This window comes from Paenibacillus sp. LS-5 (assembly GCF_056121505.1).
In genome coordinates this window covers 459,700-477,945 of the sequence record NZ_JBWAVA010000003.1, presented here as the reverse complement: position 1 = coordinate 477,945, position 18,246 = coordinate 459,700, and the positions used below count along the sequence as shown (strand labels likewise).

Genomic DNA, 18,246 nt, shown 5'->3' with positions numbered 1-18,246 from the left:
ATTACTCTTTTATTCCGCCGCCTTCAACCTCAAAAACGCCGTTATCCTGAACCTCTATTTTATCACCCGGGTACAGCTTTCTTCCACGCCGATCTTCTTTTTCTCCGTTAACCCGTACGTGTCCTTCCTGGAGCAGGGCTTTGGCCATTCCCCCTGTGGATACACAATCAGAGAGTTTTAAAAACTGGTCGAGCTTAATGTATCCACTGTGGATAAGTATTTTTTTCATGATTTTCGTCCTTTCAGCCACTTATCCACATGTGCATGGAGCGGCATTAATTCGTAGTCCGGTATGGGAGAATTACATAAAGACTTTGGCTTTCATCCAGTGGTTTAAGGATAATCGGGCTCATCATTCCGGTAAAAGCAATTACGAGCTGCTCACTTTCCACTACCTTGAGCACATCCAGCATATATTTGGAGTTGAAGGAAATCTTAAGCGGTTCGCCTTTAAAATCAATGACTTCCAGCTCTTCACGTACCTTACCCAGCTCCGATGAGCTGGATGAAATTTCAATATCGCCATTATCCAGCGTTTGCATACGAACAATGTTTGTTTTCTCCTCGCGGGACAACAAATAAGCACGGTCAATGGATTCGCTGAGTTTTTTTGTATCCAAAGTTAGTTCTGTTTTATAGGCAGTCGGAATAATTCTAGAAGTATCAGGATAAATTCCGTCCAGGATCCGTGAATAGAACAGCACCTTATCGATCTTGAACAGCACCTGGTTGTCGGCTACTACAATATCCACCAGCATATTCTGGTCCGGAATAATTTTACTGAGTTCATTCAACGTTTTACCGGCAATAACAACATTAGCAAATTGGACACTTTCGGTACCTTCCAGATGTGCAGCTCTTGTCGCCAGACGGTGGCGGTCGGTGGCTGTGAACTTGAATTCATTATCGCTAAGGTTCCACAGAATCCCTGTCAGAATAGGAGTTGTCTCCTGGGTAGAGATGGAGAAAGCCGTTTGTTTGATCATATTCTTCAGCAAATCACCAGGCATTGAGATGGTCTCGTTCTCCTCAATACTAGGCAGCACAGGGAATTCCTCTGGGTCAAGGCCGACGATTTGAATCTCGGTGGAACCGGAAGAGATATAGGTTTGAAAGCCTTCCTTGACTTCCATGTGAATTTCTTTGGAGGGAAGCTTCTTGATAATCTCAACGAAGAACTTGGCTGGAAGCACAACACTTCCGGGCTGCTCGACTTTTACAATCGTATGGCTGTCATCTTCTGCAGGAATGAAGGATTGGATGGAGATATCCGTATCGCTGGCAGTCAAGGTAACTCCCTGATGGCTGACTTCAAACTTGATGCCGGTCAGAATCGGGATGGTGGTTCTGCTGGAGATTGCCTTGGATACGTGACCTATCGATTCGTTGAGTTCATTTTTAAGAATGCTTATTTTCATGATTTCACTCCTAGCTGAAAAATTGGGAATTCGGTGATGGTCTTACTCTTTGAAACTCGCCTTTTAGAAGATGAATTATTATAGTTATTTATTAGTATTAGTAGTAGGGGCTCCGTTTATGTGGATAACCCCGAAAACAGCATAAAATTAAGCCTACCCACATGTGTATAGATTGTGTATAGGCTCTTTGTTCCTCTTAGGAAGGATTTTTAATTTTCTCCGCAAGATTATTTACCACTTTGTACAACTCCTGGTCTACCTTTAATGACTGTGTAATCTTCTCATGGGCGTGAATAACGGTTGTATGGTCTCGCCCTCCGAAAGCTTCTCCGATCTTAGGCAGCGAATAATCCGTTAACTCCCGGGAAAGGTACATGGCGATCTGTCTTGGAAAAGCTACAGCCTTCGTGCGTTTACGCGCTTTGAAGTCTTCCATGCGTAAATTGTAATATTCGCCGACTTTTTGCTGAATATCATTGATTGTGATCATCTTCGGCCGGCTGGAAGGGATAATATCCTTAAGTGCTTCGGCTGCCAGATGAGTCGTTACATCCTGGTTGGTCAGGGAAGAATAGGCGACTACGCGAATAAGTGCACCTTCCAGTTCCCTAATATTCGTATCGATCTGATTGGCAATGTACATCATTGCTTCATTCGGAATGTCGAGGTTCTCTGCCTTGGCTTTCTTACGCAGAATGGCAATACGCGTCTCCAGGTCCGGCGGCTGAATGTCGGTGATGAGTCCCCATTCAAACCGGGAGCGCAGCCGTTCTTCCAATGTGGGAATTTCCTTTGGTGGACGGTCGCTAGAGATGATAATTTGTTTGCGTTCTTCGTGCAAAGCATTGAACGTATGGAAAAATTCCTCCTGCGTTGACTCTTTGCCGGCGAGGAATTGAATGTCGTCAATGAGCAATATGTCAACATTGCGGTACTTGTTACGGAAGCTTTCTCCGCGGTTGTCACGGATGGAATTGATGAATTCATTCGTGAATTTCTCGGACGAGATGTAGATAACCTTATTGTTCGGGTTATGTTCAAGCACATAGTGTCCGATTGCATGCATTAAATGGGTTTTTCCTAATCCCACGCCTCCGTACAAAAACAGGGGATTGTAAGCTTTGGCTGGTGCTTCGGCTACTGCAAGTGAGGCAGCATGTGCAAAACGGTTGCCTGAACCAATGACGAACGTATCAAAAGTGTACTTGGGATTAAGCAGATGGGTCTGCGCTTCTTCACGAGATACCGCTGGAGAAGGGGCCATTTGTTGAACTACAGGCTCAGCCGGTTTGTTCTCCTCAATGACAAATTTGACCTCAACTTGCTCTCCGGTAACTTCATAAACCGTAGCTCCTACCAATTTTGTATAACGACTTTCCAGCCATTCTACGGCAAAGGTTGTAGGCGCCGAGATGATTAGAGCCTGAGGGCCGAAAGTAAGCGCCTTCGTGGCCTTAAACCAGGTATCAAAGCTCGGCTTGCTTAGTTTGGTTTGAATAATCGATAAAATTTGCTGCCATAATTCGGAAGTATGGCTGTCCACAGACTGTCACTCCTTTAAATCTTCCAAATGTGGCATCAGCCATGAAGTGGAAATGTCGAAGAAAATGGGTTGGTGCTGAATCTTATCCCCAATAGGCAATATATAGAGACAAAAAAATATGGATAAATTTGAATTGTTCACAACTTTATCCACAGCTTGTTGATAATATAGGGAACAAACAAATCTATTCACATTCAAAAGTAATACCATCATAGCAAAACCACCCTTGTTTTTCAATGTGCACAGCCATTTTATCCACAAATTCAATCACTTGTGTATAATTATTAAGAACAACACTAGATATTGTTGATAATTTGTTTACCGTTCGACAGTTTCCGTCACGACCCCAAAATTTTTATACACAGGTTATTCGAAGCTGTGAGCATCCGGTTTGTTTTTTAATCACAGGTGGATAACTGTAAAACGCTGTGGATTATTTTTAATCCTGAGAATTGTGGATAAAGGCAGTGAAAATGAGGATGCGTAAAGGTAAGTAGACAAGGTTGACTTTTGTGCGGATTGTGTGATTTAATATATAAAGGTGTTTTCTGTGAGGATATGTCTCCAAATTAAAATGATAATACTTGTAGATACTGTCCCTACTTCAAGGACGGCTTAGTCCGTTTCTGCTTATATGACAGTAATTATGATCCTGTAAGGGAGGTGCAATACATGAGACCGACGTTCAAACCGAATGTGAGCAAACGCAAGAAGGTGCATGGTTTCCGCAAAAGAATGAGCACGAAAAACGGCCGTAAAGTGCTGGCAGCCCGCCGCCTGAAAGGCAGAAAAGTTTTGAGTGCGTAAGTTAGGCCACTTAGGGACCACTGCTGTGGTCCTTTTTTAAATGTTAGGGACGTATGATTTACACCCATAAATTAATTACTTCCTTATATACCGTCAGATGCGGTTCTCTTTTAATAAACTACAAGGGTAACCGTTTCTTATTAATTGTATGGAATTATTCAGCTCTGCAGAGGAATACGCCTAAGACAGCGTTGCTATACTTTGCCGGGCTTTTTTTAATGTACGAATATAATTGATGTAGCGGATAGAAGTGTTCAGAACCAGAGCTGTTTATGTCAGCTTGCCGATGAGTATACTAATTTAGAAGATAAAATTCCGGAGGACTGTAAGTCCGGTCTATGAATAGGAGATTCCCGTGCACAAAAGTTTACGATTACGAAACCGTGCCGACTTCAGCCGCGTATACCGCCATGGGAAGTCATTTGCCAATCATCAGTTCGTAGTGTATTGGTTCAACAGAAGAGAGGTGGAGCGGTTCCGGCTTGGAGTGTCGGTCAGTAAAAAGGTCGGAAACGCGGTTGTTCGCAATCGGATGCGACGGCTCGTCAAAGAGATTGTCAGACATCATGAACCGGAAATTTCCGGAGGGATTGATATGGTGTTTATCGTAAGAAAAGGAGCACTCTCCAAGGATTATGCTGAACTGGAGAAAAGCGTTCTTCATGTGCTTCGCAAAGCCAAGCTGCTCAAGGCTTCACGAGCGTAATAGGGGCTGAATGGGCTTGTTTATTTGTATTCATAAATATGGTATGATTTACGATGCAATGGAATGTTTAAGAGAGGGGTTTTGAAGTGTCTCTATTGAAGACTAAACGAGGAAAATGGTTTCTTCTCCTCGGTGTAATGGTATTGATGATTGCTGTTCTGTCGGGGTGCTCTCCGTCGTCAACAACTGTAACTCACACTACGGAGGATTTGAAGCACGGAAGTTTCTGGCAGAGTAATGTGGTTTATTATTTTGCCACAGCCTTGGATACCTTTGCTAAATGGTTTAATGGACAATATGGTTTGGCCGTCCTTGTAATGGTTATCATTGTCCGTACAATCATCCTGCCGCTTACGATGAAACAGGTAAAAAGCTCGCGTGCGATGCAGGCTATTCAACCGGAACTCGAGAAAATCAAGAAAAAATATAAAGATACACCTGAAAAGGTACAGCAAGAAACGATGCGCCTATTCCAGGAGAACAAGGTTAACCCAATGGCCGGCTGTCTGCCGCTGATTGTGCAAATGCCGATCTTTATCGCGCTTTACAATTCGATTTATTATAACCCGTCTCTACGTGAGCACTCGTTCCTGTGGTTACAGCTCGGGAAGCCAGATCATCTGTTCATTCTTCCGCTCTTGGCAGCAGCGACTACGTTCCTGCAGACCCGGATGATGACCAAGATGAATCCTGTACAACAGCAGGGGCCTATGCAGTTCATGATGATGGTATATCCAGTTCTGATTTTCATCATGTCCTACAACTTCCCATCAGCACTTCCGCTGTATTGGTTTTACAGTAACTTGTATACCATTATTCAGAACTATTTTTTATACCGCAACAATGACAAAGCCAAATTGGCTGTTGCTACTGCTGGTGCAGGCACCGGTAGTGCCAAAGAAGTCAATCTGGTGAAGGGTAAGAATAACTCCGCTCGTAAGGATGTTACTCCTGCTGCAAAAGGCAACAGCAGCAAAGGGAATAAGGAGGCCAAAAAGTCAAAATGAGCAAAGTCGTCGCGACAGGGAAAACCATTGAAGAAGCTGTAGAACGTGGCCTTAATCAGCTTGGAGTTCAGAAGGACCGGGTAACGGTCAACGTACTGGAACAGCCATCAAAAGGATTCCTGGGATTGATCGGTGCGAAGGGTGCCAAGGTCGAATTGACTTTGATTGCCGAAGCCGCACCGACAACAGCGGCGAGTGCTCCGTCACTGTCTCAGCAGTCAACAAGAGAGAGCAAACCAGAGGCTGCCGGCGGTGTACCACGCCTAGATTCCGGACATCCGGTAGAGGATGCTTACCAAGAAGCTGTTCAGTTCATTGTGGATGTCGCCAAGAGCATGGGGCTCGAGGTGGAAGTAGAAATCGTTCATACCAAGGAATCGACTGTTCTGCAAATATCCGGTCCGGATCTAGGGCTGCTTATCGGTAGAAGAGGACAAACTCTTGACGCTTTGCAGTATTTGGCTAATATTGTTGCTAACCGATATTCCGATAGTTTTATCCGACTTGTACTGGATGCGGAGAATTTCCGCGAACGCCGGAAGAAGACGCTGGAAGAACTGGCTGACCGCTTGGCAGGACGAGTTGTTCGTACCCGCAAAGAGGTTGTGCTTGAGCCGATGTCCCCTCAGGAACGGAAGATTATTCACTCCAGATTACAGGATCATCGGCAGGTTAATACACTCAGTAAGGGTGAAGAACCGAACCGCCGCGTCGTTATCACATTAAAGTAGAGACTATAGTGCCGCAATGACTCCTTGACCATTGAAAGGGGTCATTGTTTTTTTGGAATACAAGACTATAATTATTCATTCAGCGGGAGCTGAAGTGCAGAATACATTGAGGTGAATAGAGTATGCTTAGTGACACCATTGCTGCTGTATCTACAGCATTAGGCGAAGGAGGAATTGCAATTATTCGTGTTAGCGGTCCTCAGGCGATTTCCCAGGTGGCTCCATTGTTTCGCAGTAAGACACCGCTGACAGAAGTAGAATCGCATACCGTTCATTACGGCCATATTATCAGTCCTGAAGATGGAGAGCGAATGGAAGAGGTGTTGGTCACTGTAATGAAGGGACCACGTTCTTTTACTACTGAGGATGTAGTTGAGATTAGTGCCCATGGGGGTGTGATCTCGGTTCGGAGAGTAATGGATTTGTTACTGCAGCAGGATATTAGGCTTGCGGAGCCTGGGGAGTTCACCAAGCGTGCATTCTTGGGCGGACGTATTGATCTATCCCAAGCGGAGGCGGTAATTGATCTGATCCGTTCAAAGTCGGACCGGGCTTTTTCGGTTGCACTGAAGCAGGTCAGCGGCTCCTTGTCCGAACGTATTCACTCACTCCGCCATACCCTTATTGAAACACTGGCTCATATCGAAGTGAATATTGATTATCCTGAACATGATGTAGAATCTTTGACTGCTGAATTTATCAAAGATAAAAGCACAGAGGTTATGGAAGGCATCAACAGACTGCTGAAAACAGCAAACGAAGGAAAAATACTGCGCGAAGGTATTACGACTGCAATCGTCGGCCGTCCTAATGTGGGCAAGTCTTCTTTACTTAACGCTCTGGCCCGTGACAACAAAGCGATTGTAACCGATATTCCTGGAACAACGCGTGATGTTATTGAAGAGTATGTAACCATTAATAATATCCCGCTAAAGCTGCTGGATACTGCCGGAATTCGTGAAACCATGGATATTGTGGAGAAAATCGGTGTTGAACGCTCCAAGGCGGCATTTAGTGATGCGGATCTTATCCTGCTTGTACTGAATGCAGCGGATGAGCTGCACGAGGATGAATTGGCATTAATGGAACAAATCCAAGGTAGACAAGCACTAGTGATCATGAATAAAATGGACTTACCTTCGCGCTTGGACAAAGACAGATTGCTCTCCTATTTCAGCGAATCCAGCATTGTTCCGATGTCTGTGTTGGAGGAGGAAGGGTTAGATAAGCTGGAGGAAGCCATATCCGGGCTCTTTTTTGAAGGTAAGCTTGAATCAGGGGATCTAACTTATGTAAGCAATGTGAGACATATTGCGCTGCTCAAAAAGGCTTACAAATCGTTGCTGGATGCTTATGAGGCTGCCGATATGCATATTCCTATAGATATGATTCAGATTGATGTCCGCCTTGCTTGGGAGCAGCTCGGAGAGATCATAGGAGACACTGCTGCTGATTCGCTCCTGGATCAAATCTTCTCACAATTTTGCTTGGGTAAATAATTACGCTTGTTGAGCGTATCTACTATAAAAATACAATCTAGGAGGTAACACCTAATGAACTATGATGGAGGCAGCTATGACGTAGTGGTCATTGGCGCAGGCCATGCTGGCTGCGAAGCTGCACTTGCCGCAGCACGAATGGGCTGTCGCACGCTGATGATTACAATCAATCTGGACATGGTAGCCTTCATGCCATGCAATCCGTCCATTGGCGGTCCTGCCAAAGGGCATGTTGTACGTGAGATCGATGCACTTGGCGGTGAAATGGGACGCAATATTGATAAGACCTTTATCCAGCTACGTATGCTTAACACCGGTAAAGGTCCTGCTGTGCATGCTCTTCGTGCGCAAGCAGACAAATTCCTTTATCAGCACGCGATGAAGGAAACAATGGAGAAGACACCAAATCTGACGCTTCGTCAGGGAATGGTGGAGGAACTTATTGTTGAAGATGGAAAAGTTGCCGGTGTCATCACAAAGACAGGAACGGTATATCATAGTAAAACAGTCATTTTGACTACAGGAACCTATCTGCGTGGCAAAGTGATTATGGGAGAGTTAACTTACGAGAGCGGTCCGAACAATCAGCAGCCGTCCGTTAGACTTTCCGAGAATTTGCGTGAACTTGGGTTTGATCTTGTGCGCTTTAAGACGGGGACACCTCCGCGGGTGCATAAGGATACCATTGATTTTTCCAAGACCGAAATTCAGCCAGGGGATGAGAAGCCTAAGTTCTTTTCCTTCGAAACCAAATCATCTGATAATGAACAGTTGCCCTGCTGGCTGACCTACACTTCTGAGGTTACTCATCAGATCATTAACGATAATCTGCACCGCGCTCCGATGTTCACAGGTATTATTGAAGGAACAGGTCCAAGATATTGTCCTTCCATTGAAGACAAGGTTGTGCGATTTAGCGATAAATCACAGCATCAAATTTTCCTAGAACCAGAAGGGAAAAATACAGCTGAATACTACGTCCAAGGATTATCGACCAGCCTTCCCGAAGATGTTCAGTTGGCCGTGTTACGTTCTATTCCTGGGATGGAAAAGGTTGAAATGATGCGTAATGGTTATGCGATTGAATATGATGCAATGGTTCCTACCCAGCTTTGGCCTTCACTTGAAACTAAGCGTCTTCCGGGACTTTTCACAGCTGGACAGATTAATGGAACCTCGGGTTATGAGGAAGCAGCAGGACAAGGCGTCATTGCCGGTATTAATGCAGCGCGTAAGGTGCAGGAGAAAGATCCGGTTGTATTGGATCGTTCACAAGGATATATTGGGGTTCTGATTGACGATCTGGTCACCAAAGGAACCAATGAGCCTTACCGGCTGTTAACCTCACGCGCAGAATATCGTCTATTGCTTCGTCATGATAATGCGGACCTTCGCTTGACGCCAATAGGTTATGATATTGGTCTAATTCCAAAACAGCGTTATGAAGCTTTTCTGGAGAAAAAGGAACGGGTAGAGCATGAAATCATTCGTCTTCGGGAAACTAAGGTGAAACCTATTGATGTCAATGCTACACTTGCTGAATTCGAATCTGCTCCAATTGTAGATGGAAACAACCTTCTTACATTGATGCGGCGCCCAGAACTTACTTATAGCTTTGTAGACCGAGTGTCACCTTCTGCTGAAGATTTAGATGAAGAAATGAAGGAACAGGTGGAAATACAAATCAAATATGCCGGATATATTGAAAAACAACTTCAGCATGTGGAAAAGCTGCAGAAAATGGAGAAAAAGAAGATCCCAGACGATATCAATTACAATGAAATTCACGGATTGGCTATGGAAGCCCGGCAAAAGCTAACGAAGATTGCTCCTATCTCTATTGGTCAGGCATCCCGAATTTCCGGGGTAACTCCAGCTGACATTTCAATACTTCTTGTACATTTGGAGCACTATAACCGTGTAACGGCAGCGAAAGGATAATTTATGGATAACACTGCAGTGCAGTTTACCGCTTTACTGCAAGAGCAAGGGATCACACTAACGCCAAAGCAGCTTGAGCAATTTGAACTTTATTTCAAAGAACTTGTTTCATGGAATGAAAAAATGAACCTTACCGGCATAACCGAGCGTGACCAAGTGTACATGAAACATTTTTATGATTCACTATCCCTTTCGTTTTTCATGAATATGGAGGATGTGCATAAACTTGCGGATATTGGATCAGGTGCAGGGTTTCCTGGAATACCTCTGAAAATTTGCTTCCCGCACTTGAGACTTACAATCGTAGATTCACTGAGCAAACGCATTTCATTCCTTCAGCATATCAGTGACACATTGGAGTTACAGAATGTGCAGTTGATTCATGGTAGGGCGGAAGATATAGCGCGTCAGTTTATTCACCGGGATGCTTATGATTTGGTAACCGCTCGGGCAGTTGCACGTTTATCGCTGTTGAATGAATTTTGCCTTCCTTTTACCCGAAAAGACGGCTTGTTCGCTGCAATGAAGGGGAATGATCCTACCGAAGAGTTGACCGAGGCTAAGCGAAGCTTCAAGGAGTTGCGTGCTGAACTGAGTAAAGTGGAATCATTCAGTCTGCCTGTTGAAGAGTCATCAAGACATATTGTATTTATTCGAAAGACCGGTGCCACGCCGACGAAATACCCAAGAAAAGCAGGTATGCCTGCCAAAGCTCCATTGATTTGATTGTTTCACGTGAAACATTTTCTGGATACGACAGGAAATATGAATCGAACCTTTTCATTGATGAAGGTTCGATTTTTTTTGTGTGGGAGAATAAATGATAAAATGCAGGAAAAATAGGTCTCATTGGAGAATAGGATTATAGGTTAAAAAGTGATAGAATAATATAGTAAGACTTTTCATACGATGCTGATTCAGTACCTGTGGAATCTCCAATGTATGAAGATTAGAACTGAATTGTTTTTCAGGTTGTTTAATAAACATTCCTGAATACAATGCGTAATATCGCTGCTCCGGAAGCATACGCTTCTTTTGAGGACGGCGTAGCCGCTTCTGCTTGCTGTACGATAAGCTTTTCGCTAGGCAAGGTCAAGAAGATCGTACTATAACGAAATTAGGTGGTTATGAACGGAATGAAAGAACAATTCACCAAGCTTTTTGGATTTACCGAGCGGAGCAGCGGAGAAGAGGTCAAACAGATCCCGGTTCATGAGGTCATAAGTAGTCCTTATCAACCACGGACTATTTTTGATGATGACAAGATAGACGAGTTATGCCAAACTATCAAAACTCATGGGGTTATCCAGCCGATAGTCGTTCGTATACGTGAATCCCAATATGAGATTATTGCAGGAGAACGACGCTGGCGAGCAGTGAAAAAGCTGGGTATGGAAACGATCCCGGCTATTGTTCGTGAGTTCAATGATTCACAGGCTGCTTCTATTGCATTGATAGAAAATTTGCAGCGTGAGAACTTAACCTCCATTGAAGAGGCTATTGCGTACCAGAAATTAATTGACCTTCACCAATTAACTCAAGAGAGCCTGGCACAGCGGCTTGGTAAGAGCCAGTCCACCATTGCTAACAAAATCCGCTTGCTCCACCTTCCTGAACAAGTGAAAACAGCCTTAATGGAAAGACAAATTACCGAACGACATGCAAGATCACTTCTATCTCTAGAAACGGTCGAAATGCAGTTAAAAGTTCTAGGTGAGATAATTTCCAAGGGGTTAAATGTGAAACAGACAGAGGCAAGAATTGCTTTCTATAAAGCAGTTAATCAAACCAAAAAATCAAAACGGGTTTCCTACACCAAGGATGTTCGTCTCGCTCTTAATACAATTCGTCAATCCATAGATATGGTTTCGGGGTCAGGAATGGAAATTAAAACTTCTGAAAACGACCGCGGTGACCATTACGAGATTGTAATTCAAATTCCAAAACGATAAATGATTTCATCAAGCTGAAGGCGGCCCTGAGGTGATTGTGGCCGCCTTTTCTGTGACCTGAACCGGAGTGTTATCAAATTATATAATATAAGAGCTATTTGTAGATTTGCTTATATTTCTCATGAAATTGATGCCATAGCTCAGCACGGTTTACACCGTTACAACTCAAGACCTACAAGATGATTCTTCCTAACAATTCGAGGTGAAATTAGTGTCCAAGATTATTGCTATAGCAAATCAAAAAGGTGGCGTTGGTAAAACGACAACCTCTGTCAACCTGGGTGCAGGAATGGCTACTCTAGGGAAAAGAGTGCTCCTCGTTGATATTGATCCCCAAGGCAACACTACTAGCGGCGTTGGCATCAACAAAGCGGATGTAGCAAATTGCATTTATGATATTCTTATTAATGAAGCGAATCCCCAGGATACCATTCTAGAGACACAAATTGAAGGTCTCCATATTATCCCGGCAACTATTCAACTTGCTGGAGCTGAGATTGAATTAGTATCCACTATTTCCAGAGAGCTAAAGCTAAAAAAGGCTTTGAATGCAGTGAAATCGAATTATGATTATATTATCATTGACTGTCCTCCATCACTGGGCATACTTACCATTAATTCACTCACAGCGGCTGATTCTGTTATAATCCCAATTCAATGTGAATATTATGCTCTTGAAGGTTTAAGCCAACTGCTGAACACTGTTCGTCTGGTTCAAAAAAACCTAAATCCTCATCTTAAAATAGAGGGAGTACTTTTGACAATGCTTGATGCCCGGACGAATCTGGGGATTCAGGTTATTGAGGAAGTGAAAAAGTACTTCCAGGAAAAAGTCTACAGAACAATTATCCCTCGTAATGTTAGACTAAGTGAAGCTCCTTCACACGGACAATCTATAATTACTTATGATAATCGCTCCAAAGGTGCGGAAGTGTACCTGGAGTTGGCAAAGGAAGTGATTTCTTATGAGTAAGCGTTTAGGGAAAGGTCTCGATGCACTTATACCTTCCTTGTCTATCAATGAAGATGATAAGGTTGTAGAGATCCCTTTAGCACAATTGCGGGCAAACCCATATCAACCGCGTAAGGATTTTAATGAAGAGGCCATTCAAGAATTGGCTGAATCGATAAGACAGCATGGAGTCATACAGCCGATTATCGTCCGGAGCGTTCTGAAAGGCTATGAAATTATTGCTGGTGAGCGTAGATTCAGAGCATCTCAATATTGTGGGAAGGCAACGATTCCTGCTGTTATTCGCAGTCTTAGCGACCAACAGGTTATGGAAATTGCGCTGATTGAGAATTTGCAGCGTGAAAACTTGAATGCGATGGAAATAGCAGTAGCCTACCAGGGGCTAATGGATCAGTTCTCACTTACCCAGGAGGAACTTTCCTTAAAAGTTGGGAAGTCAAGACCGCATATCGCCAATTTCCTGCGTCTGCTTTCCTTGCCTGAAGAAGTAAAGGAATATGTTTCACGTGGAACAATTTCCATGGGGCATGCCAGAGCTATTGTGGCGCTAAAAGATCCTGAAACGGTGAAGCAATTAGCAGAACAATGTGTGGAACAGCAATGGAGCGTTAGAGAGTTGGAAGAGGTAGTTAAGAATTTGGATCGAAAACCGACTGGAGCAATTAAGGCTAAAGTTGTAAAGCGTGATCCATATATTGATAATGTTGAAGAATTGTTGCGCGAGAGATTCAAAACCACGGTAAAGATAAAACAGGGCAAGGAAAAGGGAAAAATTGAATTGAACTATTACAGTGCCCAGGACCTGGAAAGATTGTTGGAACTATTGGGTAACTGATCTGGATATCTGCGCTAAAAACATATCCTGAGATATCCCTTAAAACGGGTATGGAGGGGTATGTTTTTTAATGAAAGGGTGAGTAGATGGTGGAACTGGTCTATTTGGATCATGCGGCAACCTCGTGGCCAAAACCGCCTGAGGTCAGCTCAGCAATGATGGATGCCTTGCAAAATTCCGGTGCGAATGCAGGGCGCGGGAATCATTCTCTGGCCATGGGTGCTGGACGTATGCTTGTAAGGGCACGAAGTACACTTGCTGAGCTCTTTTCGGTATCCAATGCGCAGAATATTACCTTTACACACAATACTACAATGGGGCTAAATATGGCCATTAAGGGCACACTTCAACCAGGGGATCATGTTATCACCACGATGACGGAACATAATTCTGTGCGTAGGCCATTGGAATATTTGCGTCAAACTCTGGGTATTTCCATTGATTATGTGAAGGTTGATCGAGAAGGTCAAGTGGATCTGCTTGAATTGAAAAAAACCTTTAAACCGAATACTAAAATGATGATATGTAATCATAGTTCAAATCTATTAGGGAGTATCCTGCCTATCGGAGAAATTGGAGATATGGCCAAATCAAAGGGTGCTGTCTTTCTGGTGGATGCTGCTCAAAGTGCGGGCTCTATAACAATCGATGTCAATAAAATGAATATAGATTTGCTCGCTTTTCCAGGGCATAAAGGATTACTGGGTCCACAGGGTACGGGTGGTCTGTATATAGCACCTGATCTGGATTTGATTCCCTTGATACATGGAGGCACTGGAAGCCAGTCGGAAAATATCGAACAGCCTAATCTTCGTCCGGATCGTTATGAGGCAGGCACACAAAATGGGGTAGGGATAGCTGGACTGCTGGCAGGTGTGACGAAGGTTAAATCGCTGGGACTGGAGAATATCCATCATCAGGAATGGGAGTTGACTCAGAAGCTAATGGAGGGTCTGTCTGCTATTCATGGAATAAGACTGCTTGGACCGGCAATGGGGGCGGATCGAAGCGGGATAGTATCCTTTGTTATTGAGGGACAAGATTCTGCAGATATCGCTCATCGCCTTGATCGTAATTATAATATTGCGGTACGAGCAGGTATGCATTGTACTCCGCTAGCCCACAAAGTTGCGTCTACATTAGACAGCGGGGCTGTAAGAGCCAGTGTGGGCGTCTATTCAACTGATGATGATATTAACAGAATACTGTTTGCAATGAAAGAAATGTACGGACGGAAAAGTTGAAATTACAAATCAGAGTCGCGTTGCCACTTTTACCGCCCATAGATAACCATGGACCTGTTGCAAAAAGAGGTAGTAAGATCATTTGAGGAGTGCCTCACAGATATACACATATATTTATACAGAAGGATGGTCTGTACATGTCGGAGTTAAATGAATTGATTGCTGAGCAACTGTCGATGTTCATCATGGGGTTTGCTTTGATTATCGTGGTGCTGGCAGTAAGTTTGATTGTTCAGGGAGCGAAAATCCGCAAAATGCGGCGGAAATATGATGCAATGATGAGCGGAAGCGGTGTTGAAGATCTGGAAAGTCTGCTGATCGACCTCAGAAACCAGGGTGATCTGCTGGAAGAAACTCAGCGTGAACACAAGACAATGATTGAAGCTGCACAGGGCAAACTCAAGGGCATGAAGTCAAAGGTTGCAGTGAAACGCTACAATGCTTTTGGAGAGCGGGGGAATGACCTGAGCTTCTCGCTTGCTATCATTGATGATAATCAAAATGGAGTTGTCCTAACCAGTCTGCATAATCGTGAAAATTCATATATTTACTCGAAACCTTTGGAGAGTGGAAAATCGCAATATCCGCTTTCACCAGAAGAAAAAGAAGCTATTACTCTAGCGTTGCAGCAGATCTAGCGTGAAGATTCCATTGTTTTAAGGCGGAATAGAGACTGGAAGCAATGATGTCCGATAAACGCATCACTAGACTTAATCTAGTGTTCTGCAGGACGAAATACTCCATAAAACCTCCCACATTCACAATTCCGGTGAGGTGGATATCTCCAACAGGAGGGAGCTGCTTGTTGACTCCTGCACCGGGTCTCAGTGGGCCTTCAACCACCTGAATGCATCCGACACTGGTAGAATGGCCCAAACAGGCATCGATACCAATGATAAATGGATGCTTGTGTTTTTCGTGAATAAGAGTTAAGGTTTCTTCCAAATTAACAGCATGCACAGGCTCGTCTAAGGTTCCATACAAATGAAACAAGGGACTGTGAAAGCGGGCTAATGCCGTGCCAACAAGCGGACCAAGTGAATCGCCTGTAGAACGGTCTGTGCCTACACAGACAATGATGATTGGTGTGTCCGAGCGGGTGCGGGAGAAATGGAACAGAAGACGGTGTGTAATGGCGGAATAGATATTGGGATCGGCATGTGATATTTTTAAACAAGACGGTTCAGGCAGTGAAACAGCTTTAGAAGAATTCATATGATCTTCCTTTCTGAAAGGGAGCGTATGCAAAAATTCCAGCAGGTAAGCCGTGAGGTTTTTCATTAGGAGAGCCCGCTAATGTTCCTAGTATATGGATGATATTTGTTTTTTATACTTCACTCGATAGAGATAGGACGATAATCCCAGAGGGAGGAATGTACATGAATGAGGAGCTGCTGATTGCCTTTGACTCTACCCAACAGGCACTGCGTGCAGAAATGCTGCTTGAATATGCGGAAATCGAAATTGATATTTTTCCGACTCCGAAAGAGATTACTGCTGGGTGTGCAATGTCGATCCAATTCTTCAGGGGAGCTCTGGGAGAGGTGCGCAAGATTGTAAGGGAACAGAATGTTGAAGTGCGCGGAATTTTTAGAGCGAATGGGAATGAAGGTTACGAATTAATCGGGGAAAAGGAGGGGTTAGATGAATAGGCTGATTTTGGAAACCATTACTGCAGGCAAGGCTGTACAAAGCGCGGTGCGGTTTAAAGATAAGGTGTGGGATTTGGTAACCGATGCCGAGATGTGGGCAAATGTATTATTTGCAGGATTGCGTATTCTTCTAATCTTCATTTTGACCCGGGTTATTATTAAAGTTGTCTCCAGGGTGATTGATCGTTCGATGGAAAGGGAGACACGCGGGAAACTATTAGGCGATAGCCGCAGGTTCTCAACCGTTGGAGGGTTACTGAAGAATGTGGTTACGTTTATCTGTAATTTTGTAATGATTATGCTGGTGCTTTCTGAGTTTCATTTTAATTTGGGTCCACTATTGGCAGGGGCTGGTGTAGTTGGACTTGCTATAGGGTTTGGGGCACAAAGTTTGGTCAAGGATGTAATTACAGGTTTTTTTATTATTTTTGAGGATCAGTTCGCAGTTGGGGATGTAATCCAGACAGGGACTTATAAAGGGACAGTAGAGATGATTGGCCTAAGAACGACTAGACTACTGAGCAGTACAGGGGAAGTGCATATTATCCCAAATGGAACAATTATCAACGTTACGAACTATTCACTGGCCAATGCTATGGCGGTTGTGGATGTTCCAGTGAAGATCGAACGCGGGCTGGAAGGTACACTTGCATTGATCGGGGAAGCCCTTAAAGGGATAGAAGAGCGAAATCCCAATGTAATTGCCTATCCGAATGTCTTGGGGATTCAGTCCATGAGTACCTCGGAATATGTGATCCGCGTGGCGGCAAATTGTCTTCCCAATGCCAGAGATGCTGCAGAACGCCAAATCCAAAGCGACATTAAGCAGGCATTGGAGAAACAGAGCGCCTTGGAGGTTGCTAAGGCCGAGCAGGAAGCGCGTGAGCATGAAGAACAGGTTACAAGGGCTGAAAGGGAAACGGAGGCCTTGGAGACAGCACAGAGAGGAAGTAATTCCTCAGATGCAAGACTAAGAAGACAGGTCGCCGCTACAGATGAGGGAGAAGAGGGGGAGCAGTAATGGAACGGAAGATTTTTGGGCTTGGCGATATTGTTCTCATGAAAAAGCCGCATCCTTGCGGCACCAATGAAATGGAGATCATTCGTATGGGAATGGATATTCGGATTAAATGTACCGGCTGTCATCACAGTGTGCTCATTCCCCGTGCAAAATTCGAGAAAAATATGAAAAAGGTATTGCATTCAGCTGCAGCAGAAGGCAGTGAATAATTAGCCTTGCAAATGTAATGCTGGCATGCTACAATAATTCTTGCTGCGGAGAGGTACCCAAGAGGCCCAAGGGGGCTGACTCGAAATCAGTTAGGCGTGTCACAGCGTGCGTGGGTTCGAATCCCACCCTCTCCGCCACTTCAATTCTACATTCGGTCATTTATGAATCCTTCGTTAAGATAACGGAGGTTTTTTTGTGGTTATTTTAACTTCTAAGGGAACACAAAAGAGGGACCTGAATAGGTCCCTCTCAAGAGGCAGTACATTGATGACGTTCGGATTTTATCTGTCTATAGCCGCTAAAGTGATGCAGGTGTTGCCAGGCTTATCCCTTTTTTAAGGGGAAGCCTTTACTCTCCCCGACTTACCATAGATGCTGATTCAGAATCCTTGTGATTGTGTTCGTCTACGACGTCCAACGGAACCACACCTCTCTTTTGTACTGCCTGAGAATAGTATGTCTCATGATATTTTTTTTATACTTTCGGTCTTCAAATTAATGAACCCGAGCTTTTTCAACCTTTTTCCACTTGCGGTCTTTATTAGAGGTTTCCGGGAAGGTGTCGCCCCTCTTCATTTCGATTCGTTTTGGATTCTGAATTTGGGTATGGAAGCTTCTTGCTTCACCAACCTCTGTGTAGATGCCCGGATTTGGGGCCTTATCGCCCTTTTCGTATTCGGTTTGCTCGCCCATTGGACCATTCCTCC

General features: G+C 44.1%; 20 protein-coding genes and 1 tRNA gene. 16 read left to right on the top strand and 5 right to left on the bottom strand.

Translation table 11 applies throughout. From position 1 onward, the window contains the following. Position 1 precedes the first annotated feature (1 nt). The 3 genes from yaaA to dnaA form a co-directional block, all read right to left on the bottom strand. Positions 2–229, bottom strand: coding sequence for a S4 domain-containing protein YaaA (gene yaaA / locus AC0MA3_RS07705; protein WP_074112951.1), 228 nt, complete (start codon positions 227–229; stop codon positions 2–4). Positions 230–275: 46 nt separating this feature from the next. Then, positions 276–1,418 (bottom strand): DNA polymerase III subunit beta, encoded by a 1,143-nt coding sequence (dnaN, locus tag AC0MA3_RS07700; RefSeq protein ID WP_379155943.1) that lies wholly within the window; start codon positions 1,416–1,418, stop codon positions 276–278. A gap of 196 nt (positions 1,419–1,614) precedes the next feature. After that, the gene (dnaA, locus tag AC0MA3_RS07695; RefSeq protein ID WP_379155946.1) at positions 1,615–2,961 is read right to left on the bottom strand and encodes a chromosomal replication initiator protein DnaA; all 1,347 of its coding nucleotides are present in this window, start codon (positions 2,959–2,961) and stop codon (positions 1,615–1,617) included. 672 nt (positions 2,962–3,633) lie between these two features. Here dnaA and rpmH point away from each other — a divergent pair. The 12 genes from rpmH to AC0MA3_RS07635 all read left to right on the top strand — a co-directional run bounded on the left by rpmH (position 3,634) and on the right by AC0MA3_RS07635 (position 15,294). Further along, positions 3,634–3,768 (top strand): 50S ribosomal protein L34, encoded by a 135-nt coding sequence (gene rpmH / locus AC0MA3_RS07690; protein ID WP_019914530.1) that lies wholly within the window; start codon positions 3,634–3,636, stop codon positions 3,766–3,768. A 355-nt stretch (positions 3,769–4,123) separates the two neighbouring features. Then, a complete protein-coding gene (gene rnpA / locus AC0MA3_RS07685) occupies positions 4,124–4,474 on the top strand; it encodes a ribonuclease P protein component (RefSeq protein ID WP_474655730.1) in 351 nt (116 codons plus the stop codon). A gap of 86 nt (positions 4,475–4,560) precedes the next feature. Then, complete coding sequence (locus AC0MA3_RS07680; protein ID WP_379155950.1) at positions 4,561–5,481, top strand: YidC/Oxa1 family membrane protein insertase; 921 nt, start codon at positions 4,561–4,563, stop codon at positions 5,479–5,481. Further along, a complete protein-coding gene (gene jag, locus AC0MA3_RS07675) occupies positions 5,478–6,212 on the top strand; it encodes an RNA-binding cell elongation regulator Jag/EloR (protein ID WP_474655729.1) in 735 nt (244 codons plus the stop codon). Before AC0MA3_RS07680 ends, jag begins: the two co-directional genes overlap by 4 nt. A gap of 122 nt (positions 6,213–6,334) precedes the next feature. Beyond that, positions 6,335–7,711: a tRNA uridine-5-carboxymethylaminomethyl(34) synthesis GTPase MnmE gene (gene mnmE / locus AC0MA3_RS07670; protein WP_379155957.1), complete on the top strand. Its 1,377-nt coding sequence runs from the start codon at positions 6,335–6,337 to the stop codon at positions 7,709–7,711. A gap of 54 nt (positions 7,712–7,765) precedes the next feature. Further along, the gene (mnmG, locus tag AC0MA3_RS07665) at positions 7,766–9,652 is read left to right on the top strand and encodes a tRNA uridine-5-carboxymethylaminomethyl(34) synthesis enzyme MnmG (RefSeq protein WP_474655728.1); all 1,887 of its coding nucleotides are present in this window, start codon (positions 7,766–7,768) and stop codon (positions 9,650–9,652) included. Positions 9,653–9,655: 3 nt separating this feature from the next. Next, positions 9,656–10,378: a 16S rRNA (guanine(527)-N(7))-methyltransferase RsmG gene (rsmG, locus tag AC0MA3_RS07660; protein WP_474655727.1), complete on the top strand. Its 723-nt coding sequence runs from the start codon at positions 9,656–9,658 to the stop codon at positions 10,376–10,378. A 410-nt stretch (positions 10,379–10,788) separates the two neighbouring features. Continuing rightward, the gene (noc, locus tag AC0MA3_RS07655) at positions 10,789–11,604 is read left to right on the top strand and encodes a nucleoid occlusion protein (RefSeq protein WP_474655726.1); all 816 of its coding nucleotides are present in this window, start codon (positions 10,789–10,791) and stop codon (positions 11,602–11,604) included. Positions 11,605–11,815: 211 nt separating this feature from the next. Next, on the top strand, positions 11,816–12,577 hold the full coding sequence (locus AC0MA3_RS07650; protein WP_474655725.1) for a ParA family protein: 762 nt from the start codon (positions 11,816–11,818) through the stop codon (positions 12,575–12,577). Next, positions 12,570–13,412: a ParB/RepB/Spo0J family partition protein gene (locus AC0MA3_RS07645; RefSeq protein ID WP_379155973.1), complete on the top strand. Its 843-nt coding sequence runs from the start codon at positions 12,570–12,572 to the stop codon at positions 13,410–13,412. Before AC0MA3_RS07650 ends, AC0MA3_RS07645 begins: the two co-directional genes overlap by 8 nt. An 86-nt stretch (positions 13,413–13,498) precedes the next feature. Then, a complete protein-coding gene (locus AC0MA3_RS07640; RefSeq protein ID WP_474655724.1) occupies positions 13,499–14,656 on the top strand; it encodes an aminotransferase class V-fold PLP-dependent enzyme in 1,158 nt (385 codons plus the stop codon). A 137-nt stretch (positions 14,657–14,793) separates the two neighbouring features. Further along, entirely contained in the window at positions 14,794–15,294 is a 501-nt protein-coding gene (locus tag AC0MA3_RS07635; RefSeq protein WP_474655723.1) for a DUF4446 family protein, read from the top strand. On the opposite strand, the gene yyaC is transcribed toward AC0MA3_RS07635, so the two are convergent. After that, positions 15,269–15,871 (bottom strand): spore protease YyaC, encoded by a 603-nt coding sequence (yyaC, locus tag AC0MA3_RS07630; protein WP_474655743.1) that lies wholly within the window; start codon positions 15,869–15,871, stop codon positions 15,269–15,271. The genes AC0MA3_RS07635 and yyaC overlap by 26 nt on opposite strands. 164 nt (positions 15,872–16,035) lie before the next feature. On the opposite strand from yyaC, the gene AC0MA3_RS07625 reads away from it, so the two are divergent. The 4 genes from AC0MA3_RS07625 to AC0MA3_RS07610 all read left to right on the top strand — a co-directional run bounded on the left by AC0MA3_RS07625 (position 16,036) and on the right by AC0MA3_RS07610 (position 17,676). After that, complete coding sequence (locus AC0MA3_RS07625; protein WP_379155982.1) at positions 16,036–16,308, top strand: putative Se/S carrier protein; 273 nt, start codon at positions 16,036–16,038, stop codon at positions 16,306–16,308. After that, positions 16,301–17,329 (top strand): mechanosensitive ion channel family protein, encoded by a 1,029-nt coding sequence (locus AC0MA3_RS07620; protein ID WP_474655722.1) that lies wholly within the window; start codon positions 16,301–16,303, stop codon positions 17,327–17,329. Before AC0MA3_RS07625 ends, AC0MA3_RS07620 begins: the two co-directional genes overlap by 8 nt. Next, positions 17,329–17,538 carry a DUF951 domain-containing protein gene (locus tag AC0MA3_RS07615; protein ID WP_379155989.1) on the top strand — a complete coding sequence of 70 codons (210 nt, stop codon included), beginning with the start codon at positions 17,329–17,331 and terminating at the stop codon, positions 17,536–17,538. The genes AC0MA3_RS07620 and AC0MA3_RS07615 overlap by 1 nt, the downstream gene beginning before the upstream one ends. A 47-nt stretch (positions 17,539–17,585) precedes the next feature. Continuing rightward, positions 17,586–17,676: transfer RNA gene (locus tag AC0MA3_RS07610), tRNA-Ser, on the top strand. A gap of 358 nt (positions 17,677–18,034) precedes the next feature. Here the strand turns inward: AC0MA3_RS07610 and AC0MA3_RS07605 are convergent. Further along, the gene (locus tag AC0MA3_RS07605; protein WP_074086472.1) at positions 18,035–18,232 is read right to left on the bottom strand and encodes a YjzC family protein; all 198 of its coding nucleotides are present in this window, start codon (positions 18,230–18,232) and stop codon (positions 18,035–18,037) included. Between the last annotated feature and the right edge of the window lie 14 nt (positions 18,233–18,246).